Origin of the sequence: Bradyrhizobium sp., from assembly GCF_049798375.1 — a bacterium.
Lineage (GTDB): Bacteria > Pseudomonadota > Alphaproteobacteria > Rhizobiales > Xanthobacteraceae > Bradyrhizobium.
This window is the reverse complement of the sequence record NZ_JBARGP010000365.1, coordinates 15,208-30,003: the sequence shown is the minus strand read 5'-3', so window position 1 is coordinate 30,003 and position 14,796 is coordinate 15,208. Positions and strand designations below refer to the sequence as shown.

The window sequence follows — 14,796 nt, the reverse complement described above, 5'->3', positions numbered from 1 at the left end:
ATGGCCGATCCATCGCCACTCACAAGCGAGGAATTCCGCAGACTGGCCGAATTCCTCTATCGGCGAACTGGCATGGTGTTCTCCGAGGCCAAGCGTTACTTCGTGGAGCGTCGGATTGCCGAGCGGATGTCGGCGACTTCATGCCGCTCGTTCACGGACTATTTCGCTCAGCTCCGCAACGACGAGCGCAGGGAAGTGGAAGAGCTCATCAACGCTTTCACCATCAATGAGACCTACTTCTATCGGGAGGACTACCAACTCGCGTGCCTGACAACGGATCTGCTCGCAGCGCGTCTGGCGGCCAAGCGCGGTCGCGATGCGATCCGGATCTGGTCTGCGCCCTGTTCGACCGGCGAAGAGCCCTATTCCATCGCGATCTGGCTGCTGGAGAACTGGAAGGAAGTCGACGACTACGATATCGAAATCGTCGGATCGGACATCGATACGGACGTGCTTGAAGCAGCAGCGGAAGGCATATTCCGAAAGAGAGCGTTGATGAAACTTTCTCCGGATTTGGTCGCACGCTACTTTCACCCGCTTGGCGATGAGCGCTGGCAGATCCTCGACGACCTTCGCCAGTCGGTAAGGTTTTCACGTGTCAATCTCGTGGACACCAGGCAAACCCGGTTGCAAGGCGCTTTCGACGTCATCTTCTGCAGAAACGTGCTGATCTATTTTGACGATGAGTCGCGGCGGATCGCTGCGGAAAACCTGTACGAGAACCTGCTTCCCGGCGGCTTCGTTTGCCTCGGACATACCGAATCCATGAGCCGCATCTCCCCGCTGTTCGAGGTCTGCAGATATTCGGGCGCCATCGTCTATCGAAAGCCAATGGAGCTGCGCGCGTGATCGAGGCCGCAAAAAAGCGTATCCTGATTGTGGATGACGCCGCGCTGGTCCGGGGTTACTACCGGGCCGCGCTCGACGACCAAAGCTTCGAGGTCGAGGAGGCGTTGAACGGATTGGAGGCTCTCGAAAAAATCCTGGCGCAAAGCTTCGACCTCGCGATCGTCGACGTCAACATGCCGCGGATGGACGGAATTACGTTTTTGCGCGCGCTGCGCTCCCGGGAGCTTCCCATATCCTCGGTGCCGGTGCTGGTCACGAGCACCGAGGCCGGTGCCAAGGACATGGCAGCTGCACGCAGCGCCGGCGCCAATTATTACCTCGTGAAGCCGATTGGACAGAAACTGCTGGCGGAATACGCCGCCATTTTCTGCGGGGTGCGTCGATGAACGAGTTCGTCGAGCAATTCCTGCTGGAGTCGCGCGATCTCGTCGCGCAGGCGACTGACGATCTGCTGGCGCTGGAAGGAAAGCCTGACGACAGAGATCGATTGGATAGCGTTTTCCGGGCATTTCACACCCTGAAGGGCGCCGCAGGAATCGTCGATTTCGCTGCGATGGCGCGGACCCTGCACGCGGCCGAAGATATCCTGGCGAGCATCCGGACGAGCGGAGAGGCCATTGTGCCGAGCGTGCTCGACGAGTGCCTGACCTGCCTCGATCTCACATCGCGGTGGCTGGACGCGATGGAGGCGAACGGAAAGGTGCCGACCGGCACGGAGGCCGACGCAGACGACATGATCTCGCGCTTTGCGGCATCGCTCGAGACCAACGCGCGCGACCGGGCTTCGCAACCCGCCGGTCATGACTGGCTCGAACGACTTCGCGTCGATCCGCACGAACGGACCACAGGTCCGCGCGTGGCGCTGCGATATGTCCCCGATGCGGACGCTTTTTTCCAGGGCCAGGACCCGATGGAGGTGATCGCCGCATTGCCCAATCTGTTGAAGCTTGACCTCGCGTTGCGGGACCCTCCCGCGTCTCTTGAAGCAATGAACACGTTCAGCTCCATCCTCGACATTGTCGCTTTGATGGAAGCGTCCGCAGCCCAGGTCCGCACAGCGCTGATCGGTGTCCGCGGCGCGATGGATATCCGCGAGTTGGCGTCGTCAAACGCCCCGGTTGAGGACGGTCGGTTGACGGCCACCTCTCTGCTGGAGGCGCAACTACTCGTTTTGCGCGACGGCACCGCCGACGGACTGATGGGCCGGCTCGCTTCGGTCGGCCGCACCGCCGTCAACGCGCTCGCATATCTCGGCCAAAGCGAGGCGGCTGCCGCTCTCGGCGGCGCAGCAGCGACCGCTCAGGCCACGCTGAGCGCGGCCCCCTTGGTCGAGGCGATCGAGCGCGCGCTCACCGGCGACGGTCGGCAAACATCCAGCGGCAATACAACCGGCCCGGTCCGTGCGGTCAGGGCCCTGCGGGTCGACATGAGCAGGATCGATACGCTGGTCAAGCTGACCGGCGAACTGGTCGTCCTCAAAAACGCCATCGGTCACGTCGCAAAGCTCAGTCAGGAAAGCGCAGGGCCGGCCCTTCTGGCGACGACGCTGCGTGAACAGCACGCCCTGTTCAACCGGCTGACGACGGAACTGCAGGCCGCGGTGCTTGGCATCCGGGTGCTTCCGTTGCGATCCGTTTTTCGTCGCTTTCCGAAATTGGTCCGGGAAATCGCCGGCAGTGTCGGCAAGACTGTGAAATTGCTTGTTGAGGGCGACGACACCGAGGCGGACGCCACCATCGTGGACGCGCTGTTCGAGCCGCTGCTTCATGTGCTGCGCAACGCGGTCGACCACGGCATCGAAAGCCCGGAACGGCGCGCCGCCGCCGGCAAGGAGGCCGCCGGCACGGTGATCCTGCGCGCGCGCCGCGATGTCGACAACGTGGTGATCGATGTCGAAGACGACGGTGGCGGCATCGACCTGACCCGGGTGCGCGCCGTGGCGGCGGAACGACGGATTGCCAGCGCCGATGTCCTGGCTGCGATGACGGACAGCGAGGCGGTTCACCTCATCTTTGCAGCCGGCTTCTCGACGGCAGCAACCGTCTCCGACCTCTCGGGACGCGGGGTCGGGATGGATTCTGTCAAGACAGCCGTCGAGCGGCTCGGCGGCAAAGTAACCCTTGAGACCACGCCCGGCGCCGGGACAACCATCACCCTGCTCCTTCCCTTCAGCCTGATGATGACCGCGGTGATGACGGTGGACGTCGCGGGCCAAGCGTTCGCGCTGCCGCTCGATACGATCCTGGAAACAACCATCGTCGGGCGCGACCGCATCGTGCCGATCGGGTCCAGCCATGCGGTCGTGCTGCGCGATCGCACGGTGCCGATCATCGACCTGGCCGAGATGCTCGGATTTTCCCCTGGACTGCCCAGCCAGGGCGTCGCGAAGATCGTGGTCCTGTCAGTTGGAACCCAGATTGCCGGACTGGTTGTCGATCGATTGGGCGAGCGGATGGATGTCATGCTGAAACCGATGGACGATCTGCTGGCGGGCATCAGGGGGGTCGCAGGGACCACGTTGCTGGGCGACGGCCGCGTGCTGATCGTGCTGAATCCGGCGGAGATACTGGTTTGACCGCCGTCCTTCACGATGCCTCCACCATCCGGCTGTTCGGCGTCTGCTCCGCCCAGGACGCCGAGATATTGCTTCAATTGCTGTTGACCCATCCCGCGGCAGAAATCGACTGGCGGGACTGCGAAAGCGCCCATGCTGCCGTGATTCAGGTCCTGCTGGTGGCGGGGCGGGCGCTGCGGGGGCCCCCCAGAGGCGCCCTCCTGAGCCGCCTCGTTGCCCCCGCCATCGCCTCCAACTGAAAAGTTGGACTTTCCCTGACGCGCCGGAGATGCGAAAAGCCCAACTTCGCGGCTCAAAAATCGGCCTCCCGGAGACTGCATGCCCTACACGCTCTTGATCGTCGACGACAGCAAGCTCGCCCGAATGGCGGCGGCCAAGGCGCTCAAAAATCTCTATTCGGACTGGGAACGGGTCGAGGCGGCGAACGGCGACGAGGCAATCTCGCTTGTCAGGGAAACGCCGTTCGATATCGCTGTTCTGGACTTCAACATGCCTGGGCGGGACGGTCTGCAGCTCGCGGCGGAAATCCTCGCGCTCCGCCCTTCTACGCCGCTTGCCATCGTCTCGGCCAATCACCAGGCTGAGATCGTTGCGCAGGCGAAGGGCATCGGAGCCGAGTTTCTCACCAAGCCTTTGAACGAACAGGCCTTGGGCGCGTTCCTGGAAGGCGCCGTACGGCGGCTCGAGCAAGCCAAAGCATGAGTGCCATGCCTCCGGATTTGCTCAGTGAGTTGCAGCTCGACGCCCTGACCGAACTGGTCAATATCGGCGTCAGCCGGGCAGCCGCCAGCCTCCGGGAAATGGTCGGCGCGCAGGTCCATTTGTCGGTGCCGATGGTGTCGCTCGAGACCCGCGGCCGGGCGATCGCCATCCTGAGCGAACGTGAGGCATCGAACCTGGTTGCCGTCCACCAGGTGTTCGAGGGCGACATTGCCGGCCGGGCGCTCCTGATTTTTCCGGAGACCAAGAGTCTGGAGCTGGTTCGGGCGATCACGGGTGGAGATCTGCCGCTCGAAGACATCATCGAGCTTGAACAGGAAGCGCTGGCGGAAACCGGCAATATTCTTCTCAACAGTTGCCTTGCGACCATCGCCAACATGCTTCATCGAAGCCTGAAGATGTCGCTGCCCGAGGTTCTGCGCGGCAACGCCGCGACATTTTTCAGCCTCGCGCCACCACCGGAAGCCGGTGACTTTGTGATGTTTCTCTTTATCAATTTTGCCGTTCGCGAGCGCGACATCAGCGGTTACATTGCAATGATCATGGATTTGCCCTCCCTCACGGCGCTCGTTCATCTGCTTGATGAGTTCATCGAACGGGCGACGGGCGATGCGGTATCTTCCGGCGATGACCGAGCTTGAGCGCGATCAATTCTCCGGTGCCTTGGACGCATTGGACTCAGGCGTCGTCGTTCTGGATCGCGATCAACGCGTCGTGTTCTGGAATTACTGGCTCTCGTCGGCAAGTGGCATCGGCCCCGGCCAGGCAGCCGGACAAACACTGGCTGAGCTTTTCCCCGATCGGACGCTCGGTCGACTGACAACCTCTATCACCGATGCGCTTTCGGTGGGCTCGTCCGCCTTCCTGACCTATTCGCTCAATCCGGATTTGCTGCCACTGCGAACCCGGGCCGGCCTGCCTCTGATCTACAACGTGACAGTCCGTCCATTCGGAGCGCAACTGCCGCATTCCCACTGCCTGCTACAGATCGTGGATGTGACCGTCGCGACGCAGCGCGAACGCGTGCTTCGCGAGCGCCAGAACGCGCGGTACGATGCCGTCGTTGAAAGTGCGCCTGATATCATTCTGACCCTTGATGCAGATGGCATCGTTCAATTCGCAAATCCCGCAGCAGTTCGAGAAACGCAATACAGCCGGTCTGAACTGGTCGGAAACCCCTTGGGTCGCTTGTTTGAGCAGCCAGGGTTATGGGAAGACCTTTGGCGGGCGGTGCTGTCCGAAGATCCGTCGATACGATCCGTCGAGTTGACCGCGCGGCGAAAGGATGGCTCGGCAACATTTCTCGACGTGTCTGCCTCGAAATGGTCGAGCGAAGGCCGGGTTTTCGTGACCGCGATCCTGCGCGACGTCAACGAGCGTCACACGGCCGAAGAAGCGCTCCGGGAATTGAACCTGACGCTGGAGCAGCGTGTCGCCGAACGCACGCAAGAGCGCGATCGCGTCTGGCAGGTCAGTCTCGACCTGCTCGGCGTCGCTACCTCGGACGGTAGATGGATCAGCATCAACCCCGCCTGGACCAAGATTCTCGGCTGGTTGCCGACGGACATTCTCGGCAAGACCTCCGAATGGCTGGAGCACCCGGACGACCGTCGCAAAATGCGGGATGCTGTGAACCGCCTGGCGTGGCCCGAGCAGACGTCGGATTTCGAAAGCAGCTTTCGGACCCGGACCGGTGACTATCGGGTGCTCTCATGGACGGCGATCAATGTCGAGGGCCTGCTTTATTGCGTGGCGCGCGACATCACCGAGCAGCGGCGCCAGCAGGAGGCGTTGGATAAAGCCGAAGAGGCCCTGCGACAAGCCCAGAAGATGGAAGCGGTGGGGCAACTTACGGGCGGCCTGGCGCACGATTTCAACAACCTGTTGACAGGAATCTCCGGAGCCTTGGAGCTGCTCCAAATCCGCATCTCGCAAGGCCGCTACAAGGATGTCGATCGCTATATTTCAACGGCACAGGGCGCGGCCAATCGCGCCGCCGCGCTGACACATCGCCTGTTGGCTTTTTCACGACGCCAAACGCTGGATCCCAAGGCGACCGAAGTGAATCAGCTTATCGCCGGAATGAACGACCTGATTACGAATACGGTCGGCCCCGGCATCGAGCTTTCGATTGCCGTCGCGCCCGATATCTGGATTACGCTCGTCGATCCCAACCAGCTCGAGAACGCGCTGCTCAATCTGTGCATCAATGCGCGAGATGCGATGCCCGACGGCGGTCAACTCAAAATCGAGACCGCCAATTGCATCCTTGACGCTGCCGAGGCGTTTTCTCTCGAGATGAAGTCCGGCGAATATGTCCGATTGTCCGTGTCCGATACCGGAGTCGGCATGAGCGAAGAGGTCGCGAAAAGAGCATTTGAACCGTTCTACACGACGAAACCGCTCGGCCAAGGCACCGGTCTTGGGCTCTCCATGATCTACGGCTTTGCCAAGCAATCGGGCGGCCAGATCCAGATTTCATCCACGCCGGGTCAGGGAACGACGATCCATCTCTTCCTACCGCGGTTCCATGGCGAGGGACACGCGTCGCGCGACACCCATGATTTCTCAGCGGCGCCGCGCGCTGGCACCGGAGAGACGGTCCTCATTGTCGACGATGAGCCTTCGGTTCGGATGCTTGTTGGCGAGGTGCTCGCTGAACTCGGGTATAGGGCCATCGAGGCGGCCGACGGAGCGAGCGCGCTGCATATCCTTCGTTCCGATGCCCGTATTGATCTGCTAGTTACGGACGTGGGCTTGCCGGGAGGCATGAACGGGCGGCAACTTGCGGATTTTGGTAGAACCGCGCGCAAGAACCTGAAAGTGCTGTTCATCACCGGTTATGCCGAGAAGGCCGCCATGGGCGCAACCGGGCTTGAACAGGGCATGGCGGTCCTGACAAAGCCGTTTGCAATGGACGGGCTCGCGACGCACATTCGCAATCTTCTGCGCTAATCCTATTGAGCGCTTACTGGCTGAACGAAGGCTGCTGTGCGGGGCACCTGTTGCAGTTGCAGCCCGCGGCCTTGACCGCCGATTGATCGGCGTTGCCAGCCAGTCTGGCGCGACCGTAACAACGCTGCGCGTGACTGTACCGGAATCGTTCGAATTGAACGACAGCACCGCAATTCCATAGTTCCGGCAAAATTCACCACTCAGCAACTTCCGCTTTTGGCGGCTGATCCAGCCGCGCCGGATGAAGTAACGCGACAAGTGGAATGATATCCAGAGAAGCTCTGGAGACGGCTTTCCGCGGCTGCGTCCCGCGGGGTTTCCAGGTCCGAACATCGGAATCAGCGGGCTCACCAAAGATATCGCCTGCTTTCATTCCGGGTCGGCACGGTCTTCGCTCGCAACCGAACAACGAATCCTGATTCGAAAGCCTCACCTAAGCAATAATTCATGCAACTGGTCAGGCCCGGCGTTCGTTTGTTCATCAGGGGACGGCAATATTCATCGAAAGGAGATAGGTCATGCGTGCTTTGTTGCTCGCAGGAACGGCTGCGATCGCGCTCTGTGCCTTTGGTTCGAACGTGTGGGCTGAAAACGCCGGTCAAGGCGGCCATCCAAACCTGGGCTCGAGCTTGACCGAGATGCTGCAGAAATCCGGCTACACCGATATTCGTGTCGCGCCATCCTCATTTACGGTCCATGCCAAAGACCAGAACGGCAACCCGGTGATGATGTCGATCAGCCCGGACGAATTTGCGGAACTAACCACAGTGGGTGCCATCGGCGAAAGCGCCGACCACAGTGCTACAAAGCCGGCAGACGATGCCGCTACGGCTGCCGCAAGCTCGACCTTCGTCAAGGTGCCAGGACAGGACGACCTGAGTTCAAAAGTCGTCGGCCTCGACGTCTACAACAAGGATAATAAGGACATTGGTACGATCAAGGACATCGCGCTCAATCCTGACGGACGCACGACGGCCTATATCGTCTCAGTCGGTGGCTTTCTGGGTATCGGCGATCATTACGTGGCAATCAGCCCCTCAGCCGTGAAGGTAAGTTACAATGACAATGACAAAAAATGGCATGCCACAATGGACGCCTCTGCCGATCAGCTGAAATCTGCACCCGAGTTCAAGTACACCGGGCGGTGGGACAGCAGCCGTACTTGACGCCTTCGGCGAGCCGACCCCAGAGCGGCTCGCGCCTGTCGCATGAACGAGCGATATGCAACTCCCTGCTCGATCGTCGCCTGCTGAAGCCGACGCTCGGCGAGCCGCCGCATCTGAGAGCCACAAGCCGGCGCGCTAGCTGTATCGACGAATGGACTATGCACCGGGTCGGTCGCCATAGGAACTGCCACTGCGTACAAACGTTACCGGCGCGCAAAGACAAGCGGCAGCGCGTGAAAGAACAGTGACGATGGCCAAGGTAGCCAGCGCTTTTGATGAGACAACCGGCGCCAGCACGACCGACGCACAAGGTTGGCCGGCTGGACCTTGTGAAGGAGCCAGTCACCATTATCAGCGCTGGCGTCGATAAACGGTGCTGAGAATGGCAGCGCCGAGGTAGCTGGCTTTGTGCCTTTGGTTCGCGTTGGCAGATGCCAAACTTGGCATCTACTATTCAGATAGCGCCGCTCCGACCCGCTCTTGTGCGTCGGCGTCCGATTCAAGACGCCGGCCACTCGGATAATTATCCTCCCTGTATGAAGCAGCGGTGGCCTTCAGTGTGTAGAAGGGCTTGCGTGAATGCAACTTTTCCGTCCCGGTGCAAACACGATCGCAGTGCTCGTGATGGCCGCGATCGGTGCCACGCCGGTGCTGGCCGTGGGCCTGTCCTACGAATTGATGCGATCACCCTACGCCACGGACCAGAACGTTACCCGCAACCAGCCGGTGCCCTTCAGCCACGAGCATCACGTCTCGGGGCTCGGGCTCGATTGCCGCTATTGCCATACCTCGGTTGAAAAAGCCCGTTTCGCCGGAGTGCCACCCACGGAGACCTGCATGACCTGCCATTCGCAGCTCTGGACCAATGCGGAGATGTTGGCACCAGTGCGCGAAAGCCTCGCCAAAGGAAAGCCGATCGCCTGGCAGCGCGTCCACCGACTCCCGGGCTACGTCTATTTCGATCACTCGGTCCATGTCGCCAAGGGCGTCGGCTGCACGACCTGCCACGGTGACGTCGGACAGATGCGGCTGATGCGGCAAGGGGCCCCCCTGACCATGCAATGGTGTCTGGATTGCCATCGTGACCCCAAGCCGTTCCTACGGCCCCACGAAGCCGTGTTCGACCCCAAATGGCAGCCTCCGAAGAACCAAGCCGAGATCGGGTCGAAACTCGCCGCAGCGTATCACATCCATACCGATCACCTGACGGACTGCACCGTATGTCACCGCTAAAGGAATTGCCGACGCGGCCGGCGCCGCCCAGACGCAGCAAGCTCAATCGTCGTCAGGCGTTGAGCCTGCTCGCTGGCAGCATGGCAAGCGGGCTCGCGGCCTGCAGCAAGCCCAACGAGCAGATCATTCCCTATGTCAGGCTGCCCGAGCGGATCGTCCCCGGCGAGCCGCTGAAATTTGCCACCACTCTTGCGCTTGCGGGCTTTGGAAGAGGCGTGATCGTCACCGCAATCGACGGTCGTCCGATCAAGGTGGAGGGCAATCCGCGTCATCCGGCTAGCTTGGGCGCGACGGATGTGTTCGCCGAGGCAGCCGTGCTGTCACTTTATGATCCGGATCGCTCACGCGCCATCCTTCATAACGGCGCCATCGCTCCGCGGGAGGCGCTCCGTCAGGCGGTGCTGAGCGAGCTTTCGGATGCACGGGGGAGACAGGGCGAAGGCTTTCGTCTGCTGACCAGGCGAACTACGTCGCCCACGCTGCTCCGGCAGATCGATGACTTGTTGCAGTCGCTTCCCGCGGCGAGCTGGCACGCCTATGATCCGACCGAGGACGAAAATGCACGAGCCGGCGCGCAGCTCGCCTATGGCCGGCAGCTTCGGAGCGTGCCGGACTTCGAAAAGGCCCGTGTGATCGTCGCGCTCGATGCCGATCCGCTGGGACACGGACCTGACCAGGTGCGCAACGGCCACGGCTTCGCGAGCCGACGTTCGATCGTGAAGGGCGGATTCTCTCGGCTTTATTGCGTCGAGAGCGCGCTGACGCTCACGGGCGCAAAAGCGGACGAACGCATCGCCCTTCGTCCCGAGGCCATCGAGCGCTTCACAGTGGCGCTGGCTCAGGCCTTCGGTGCGCCTCTCAGCGCACCGGAGCTCGGCGATCGGGACAAGGCTCTCGTTGCGAAGATTTCGGCCGACCTCCGCGCCAACAAGGGTGAGACGCTGGTGCTCGCTGGCGCCACGCTTTCCAAAGAAACACACGCTCTTGCGCACTGGATCAACGCGCAGCTGAATGCTCCGGTTCAGCTGATCGATCCGGGCGATCGAACTCCGTCAGGCAAGCAACCGGGCTCCCTGAAGCAGCTCGTGGACGACCTTGGTCAAGGTCACGTGCGCCAGCTCGTGACGATCGACGTCAATCCGATCTACGATGCCCCAGCCGATCTGGACCTCGGAACACAGGCAAAGAAGGCGCCGTTCCGACTGCACATGGGCGGCTATGTCGACGAGACCGCAGCCTTCGCAACCTGGCACGTGCCGCTGAGCCACCCGCTGGAATCCTGGTCCGATTTGCGCGCGAGCGACGGCAGCGCGAGCATCATCCAACCGCTGATCAAGCCGCTCTATCAGACCTTCACGGATCACGAGCTCCTTGCACTGCTTGGCGGTGACGCGGATGCAAGCCCGTACGAGCTCGTGCGCCAGACGTGGCGGAGCAGCGCCGGAACGGGAGATTTCGAGACGTGGTGGCAGCAAACCCTCCATGATGGCGTGATCGCGGAGACCTCAGCGCCGCCCGCATCGGGCGCGCCGACGTTGCCGCCGATTCCGACCAGCGGAGCTGCGGTCGAGGGCATCGGCCTCGTGCTGCGCCCCGATCCGAGCGTATGGGACGGCTCGTTCGCCAACAATGCCTGGCTGCAGGAATGCCCGAAGCCGTTGACCAAGCAGGTCTGGGGGAATGCGCTGTCCGTCCAGCCGGACGATGCCGTCCGGCTCAAGCTGTCGTCCGGGGATGTCGTGACCGTTGAGGCGAACGGCCGATCGATCGAGGTTGCCGTGTTGGTCGAACCTGGTGGGGCCAGCGGCGTCTGCGCGCTTACGTTGGGCGGCGGTCGGAGCAACGCGGGCGCAATCGGCAATGGTGTCGGTGGCAACGTATATGCGATTCGTGATTCCAGCCACCTTTGGCACCTCCCGCAGGTCTCGATCAAACCGACGGGGCGCCGCGAGCCGATCCTCACCACTCAGAACGTGGTGCGCACTGATGAGGAGGTGCGGGAGTTGTATCCCCTGCATCGGCTCTCCGCGATGCCTGCGCCATCGCCTCCTAGCGACGAACACCCGAGCCTGATGCCGCCAAGCGTGCGTCCCGGCGACGGCCACGCCTGGGCCATGGTGATCGACACGTCGGTCTGCATTGGCTGCAATGCGTGCGTCATGGCCTGCCAGTCCGAGAACAACGTTCCCGTGGTCGGGCCCGAGCAGATTGCGATGGGCCGCGACATGCACTGGCTGCGCATCGACGCTTACGACCACGGTTCGGTCGACAACCCACAACTCGGCTTTCAGCCGGTGCCCTGCATGCAGTGCGAGCACGCGCCCTGCGAACCGGTTTGCCCGGTGGCGGCGTCCGTCCACGACAGCGAGGGGCTGAATGGGCAGGTCTACAACCGCTGCATCGGAACTCGCTTCTGCGAGGCGAACTGCCCTTACAAGGTGAGGCGATTCAACTTCTTCGGTTACGCCGACGGTGAGGAATACGCCAATCTCGGCGCCGAATCCTACCGAGGCCAGAAGAACCCAGAAGTGACGGTTCGCGCCCGCGGCGTGATGGAGAAGTGCACCTATTGCGTCCAGCGCATCAGCGCGGCCCGGCGAGCGGCAGAACGCGATGATCGGCCGATCGGACCCGATGAGGTGCGGACCGCTTGCCAGAACGCCTGCCCGACGCGCGCCATCAGCTTCGGCGATCTAAACCAGGCTGACGCCGAAATCACCCAGAAAAAGGCCGACCCGCGCCACTACGTCTTGCTCGGTCATTTGGGGACGCGGCCGCGCACGACCTATCTGGCCGACGTTCGCAATCCTGCTCCAGCCAGTACCGAGCAGCCGACATGACGCAGCTTCTCGTCCCCGAGTATCCGCCGCCGCACCGCTGGATCTCCTCCCGCCATGCCGACGACGTTGAAGTCACGCAGGCGGTCGCCGATCCACTTTTCGTTGGCTTCGGCAGGGCTTGGTGGCTGGCTCTGCTTGCCAGCACGCCGTTCGTGCTCTGGCTGTTCGGCGCAATCGGCTGGCTGTTCTATCGCGGGATCGGCATCTGGGGCATCAACTCCACCGTCGTCTGGGGGGTGGCGATCGCGAACTACGTCTGGTGGATCGGGATCGGCAATGCCGGCACGCTGATCTCGGCAATGCTGCTGCTGACGAGGCAGAAATGGCGGGCCTCGATCAACCGCTTCGCCGAGGCGATGACACTGTTCGCCGTTGCGATCGCCGGGCTGATGCCCATCATCCATCTTGGCCGGCCGATCTATGCTTACTGGCTCGCTCCGTATCCCAACACGATGTCACTGTGGCCGCAATGGCGAAGCGCCCTGGTGTGGGATTTTTGGGCCATCATCAGCTATCTGCTGTTCTCGATCCTGTTCTGGTATGTGAGCCTGATCCCCGACCTCGCCACGATGCGCGACCGCGCCCCGTCGCGCGCCGGCCAATTGCTGTATGGCGCATTCGCGCTGGGATGGCGGGGCTCGGCGCGTGAATGGGCGCGCCTGCAGACGCTGCACAGCACGATGGCAGCACTCGGCGTGCCGCTGGTCTGTTCGGTCCACTCGATCGTCGGCCTCGACTTCGCCGCCAGCCTGATGCCCGGCTGGCAGGAAAGTATCTTCCCGCCCTACTTCGTCGTCGGCGCCATGTATTCCGGTTTCGCGATGGTCGTCGTGCTCGCGGCTGCGATCCGCTGGGGTCTCGGCCTTCAGGCCATCATCACCCGCCGCCATTTCGAGGTCATGGCCCGCGTCCTGCTGATGGCATCCATCGTCATGTTCTATTCCTATGCAACCGAATGGTTCATGGGCTGGTACGGCGGCGAGCACAGCGACCGCGAGCTGGTGCGCTTCGAATTCACCGGCACCTATGCGCCGCTGTTTTGGACCTTGCTGGCCTGTAACTGCGTCATTCCTCAAGTTCTATGGCTGCCGGTCGCGCGCCGCTCGCTCGCAATCCTGATTGCGGTCGCGATCGCTATCAATGTCGGAATGTGGCTCGAGCGTATCCTGATCGTCTGGAACACGCTTTCACATGGCTATATGCCGACACTCTGGCGCAGCTTCCACTTCACGTTCTGGGATTGGTCCTTCCTGATCGCGCCGCTCGGCTTCTTCGCATTTCTGTTCCTGCTGTTCGTGCGACTGGTTCCGAGCGTCTCGATGTTCGACGTGAGAGAGCTCGCTCATGAGGAGGCCGCCGCATGACAGCGACTCTCCTGGCGGAATTCCTGGACGCAGACGCGCTGAAAGCCGGGCTGGCGCAGGCGAGAGCGGCCGGGTACGACGTGCTGGAGGCCTTCACTCCCTTTCCGATCGAGGGGTTGGCGGATCAGCTCGGTCAGGAGCGTTCCAATATCCGGCCCGTGATGTTGGCCGGCGGACTTGGCACCGCAGCCTTTGCCTTCGGGCTGCAATGGTACAGCGCGGTGATCAATTACCCGATTATCAGCGGGGGTCGCCCGCTCAACTCCTGGCAGGTGTTTTTGCTGGTGCCGTTCGAGGTCGGCGTGTTCGCTGCCGCGCTTGCCGGCGTCATCGCATTCTTTTGGTCCTGCCGCCTGCCCCGGCTGCATGATCCTCTGTTTGATATCCCCGGCTTCGAGCGCGCAACACAGGACCGCTATTTTCTGCTCGCAGCCACGCAACGTGACGCATCGGATCTGCGCGCCTCGCTCCGGCACGCCGGCGCGGTGGAAGTGACGGAGCTACGCCAGCCATGATCGGCCGCCTGCTGCCATCTCTGATCCTGTCATTGCTGGTCGCTGGCTGCGGAGACCATTCGATGTTTCAGCAGAACCGCTACGCCACCTATTCGAAGGCCGGGCTGTTCAGGGACGGCGCAGAAGCCCAGACGTTCCCCGACGGGACGGTCGCGCAGGGTGACCTCGAGCGAAACCGGCAGGCTGCCACGCCACCCGCCGTGGATACGGCCCTGTTGTCGCGCGGCCGCGAGCGCTACGACACCTACTGCTCGCCCTGCCACGGGTTGTCGGGACGCGGCGACGGCATGGTCGTGCAGCGCGGCTTCCCCGCTCCGCCATCTTACCACACCGACCGCCTGCGCGCGGCAGACCGCCAGCACTTCTTCGACGTCATCACCAACGGTTATGGCGTGATGTATTCCTACGCAGCGCGGGTCGAGCCGCGCGACCGTTGGGCGATCGTCGCCTATATTCGCGCGCTGCAACAATCACAGGACACCAAGGTCTCGGATGTCCCAGAGCTGAAGAGCAAGCTCCCATGATCTTGGCACTGAGCAGATACACGCTCGGCATGGTGGGAACGCGGCGGTCAGCCGC

The 14,796-nt window shown here is 62.2% G+C and carries 13 protein-coding genes; all 13 read left to right on the top strand.

The window, feature by feature from the left end; all coding sequences use genetic code 11:
* Window positions 1-849, top strand: coding sequence for a CheR family methyltransferase (locus tag WA702_RS15460; protein ID WP_425111403.1), 849 nt, complete (start codon window positions 1-3; stop codon window positions 847-849).
* Window positions 846-1,235, top strand: a complete 390-nt coding sequence (locus WA702_RS15455; protein ID WP_425111402.1) for a response regulator — start codon at window positions 846-848, stop codon at window positions 1,233-1,235. The genes WA702_RS15460 and WA702_RS15455 overlap by 4 nt, the downstream gene beginning before the upstream one ends.
* Window positions 1,232-3,424 carry a chemotaxis protein CheA gene (locus tag WA702_RS15450; protein ID WP_425111401.1) on the top strand — a complete coding sequence of 731 codons (2,193 nt, stop codon included), beginning with the start codon at window positions 1,232-1,234 and terminating at the stop codon, window positions 3,422-3,424. The genes WA702_RS15455 and WA702_RS15450 overlap by 4 nt, the downstream gene beginning before the upstream one ends.
* The gene (locus WA702_RS15445) at window positions 3,421-3,663 is read left to right on the top strand and encodes a hypothetical protein (protein WP_425111400.1); all 243 of its coding nucleotides are present in this window, start codon (window positions 3,421-3,423) and stop codon (window positions 3,661-3,663) included. Before WA702_RS15450 ends, WA702_RS15445 begins: the two co-directional genes overlap by 4 nt.
* 79 nt (window positions 3,664-3,742) lie before the next feature.
* Complete coding sequence (locus WA702_RS15440; protein WP_425111399.1) at window positions 3,743-4,126, top strand: response regulator transcription factor; 384 nt, start codon at window positions 3,743-3,745, stop codon at window positions 4,124-4,126.
* Window positions 4,123-4,785, top strand: coding sequence for a chemotaxis protein CheX (locus WA702_RS15435; RefSeq protein WP_425111398.1), 663 nt, complete (start codon window positions 4,123-4,125; stop codon window positions 4,783-4,785). The genes WA702_RS15440 and WA702_RS15435 overlap by 4 nt, the downstream gene beginning before the upstream one ends.
* A complete protein-coding gene (locus WA702_RS15430; protein WP_425111397.1) occupies window positions 4,754-7,099 on the top strand; it encodes a PAS domain S-box protein in 2,346 nt (781 codons plus the stop codon). Before WA702_RS15435 ends, WA702_RS15430 begins: the two co-directional genes overlap by 32 nt.
* Before the next feature lie 518 nt (window positions 7,100-7,617).
* Complete coding sequence (locus tag WA702_RS15425) at window positions 7,618-8,265, top strand: PRC-barrel domain-containing protein (RefSeq protein WP_425111396.1); 648 nt, start codon at window positions 7,618-7,620, stop codon at window positions 8,263-8,265.
* Window positions 8,266-8,844: 579 nt separating this feature from the next.
* On the top strand, window positions 8,845-9,498 hold the full coding sequence (locus WA702_RS15420) for a cytochrome c3 family protein (protein WP_425111395.1): 654 nt from the start codon (window positions 8,845-8,847) through the stop codon (window positions 9,496-9,498).
* A complete protein-coding gene (locus WA702_RS15415) occupies window positions 9,486-12,338 on the top strand; it encodes a 4Fe-4S dicluster domain-containing protein (protein ID WP_425111394.1) in 2,853 nt (950 codons plus the stop codon). Before WA702_RS15420 ends, WA702_RS15415 begins: the two co-directional genes overlap by 13 nt.
* Window positions 12,335-13,702 (top strand): NrfD/PsrC family molybdoenzyme membrane anchor subunit, encoded by a 1,368-nt coding sequence (gene nrfD / locus WA702_RS15410; RefSeq protein WP_425111393.1) that lies wholly within the window; start codon window positions 12,335-12,337, stop codon window positions 13,700-13,702. Before WA702_RS15415 ends, nrfD begins: the two co-directional genes overlap by 4 nt.
* A complete protein-coding gene (locus tag WA702_RS15405) occupies window positions 13,699-14,217 on the top strand; it encodes a DUF3341 domain-containing protein (RefSeq protein WP_425111392.1) in 519 nt (172 codons plus the stop codon). The genes nrfD and WA702_RS15405 overlap by 4 nt, the downstream gene beginning before the upstream one ends.
* A complete protein-coding gene (locus WA702_RS15400; RefSeq protein WP_425111391.1) occupies window positions 14,214-14,741 on the top strand; it encodes a c-type cytochrome in 528 nt (175 codons plus the stop codon). Before WA702_RS15405 ends, WA702_RS15400 begins: the two co-directional genes overlap by 4 nt.
* Window positions 14,742-14,796 lie beyond the last annotated feature (55 nt).

Excerpts from the sequence above, each read along its gene's own strand:
- WA702_RS15460 (WP_425111403.1), top strand. The coding sequence starts at position 1 with ATGGCCGATCCATCGCCACTCACAAGCGAGGAATTCCGCAGACTGGCC.
- WA702_RS15450 (WP_425111401.1), top strand. The coding sequence starts at position 1,232 with ATGAACGAGTTCGTCGAGCAATTCCTGCTGGAGTCGCGCGATCTCGTC.
- WA702_RS15440 (WP_425111399.1), top strand. The coding sequence starts at position 3,743 with ATGCCCTACACGCTCTTGATCGTCGACGACAGCAAGCTCGCCCGAATG.
- WA702_RS15435 (WP_425111398.1), top strand. The coding sequence starts at position 4,123 with ATGAGTGCCATGCCTCCGGATTTGCTCAGTGAGTTGCAGCTCGACGCC.
- WA702_RS15430 (WP_425111397.1), top strand. The coding sequence starts at position 4,754 with ATGCGGTATCTTCCGGCGATGACCGAGCTTGAGCGCGATCAATTCTCC.
- WA702_RS15425 (WP_425111396.1), top strand. The coding sequence starts at position 7,618 with ATGCGTGCTTTGTTGCTCGCAGGAACGGCTGCGATCGCGCTCTGTGCC.
- WA702_RS15420 (WP_425111395.1), top strand. The coding sequence starts at position 8,845 with ATGCAACTTTTCCGTCCCGGTGCAAACACGATCGCAGTGCTCGTGATG.
- WA702_RS15415 (WP_425111394.1), top strand. The coding sequence starts at position 9,486 with ATGTCACCGCTAAAGGAATTGCCGACGCGGCCGGCGCCGCCCAGACGC.
- nrfD (WP_425111393.1), top strand. The coding sequence starts at position 12,335 with ATGACGCAGCTTCTCGTCCCCGAGTATCCGCCGCCGCACCGCTGGATC.
- WA702_RS15405 (WP_425111392.1), top strand. The coding sequence starts at position 13,699 with ATGACAGCGACTCTCCTGGCGGAATTCCTGGACGCAGACGCGCTGAAA.
- WA702_RS15400 (WP_425111391.1), top strand. The coding sequence starts at position 14,214 with ATGATCGGCCGCCTGCTGCCATCTCTGATCCTGTCATTGCTGGTCGCT.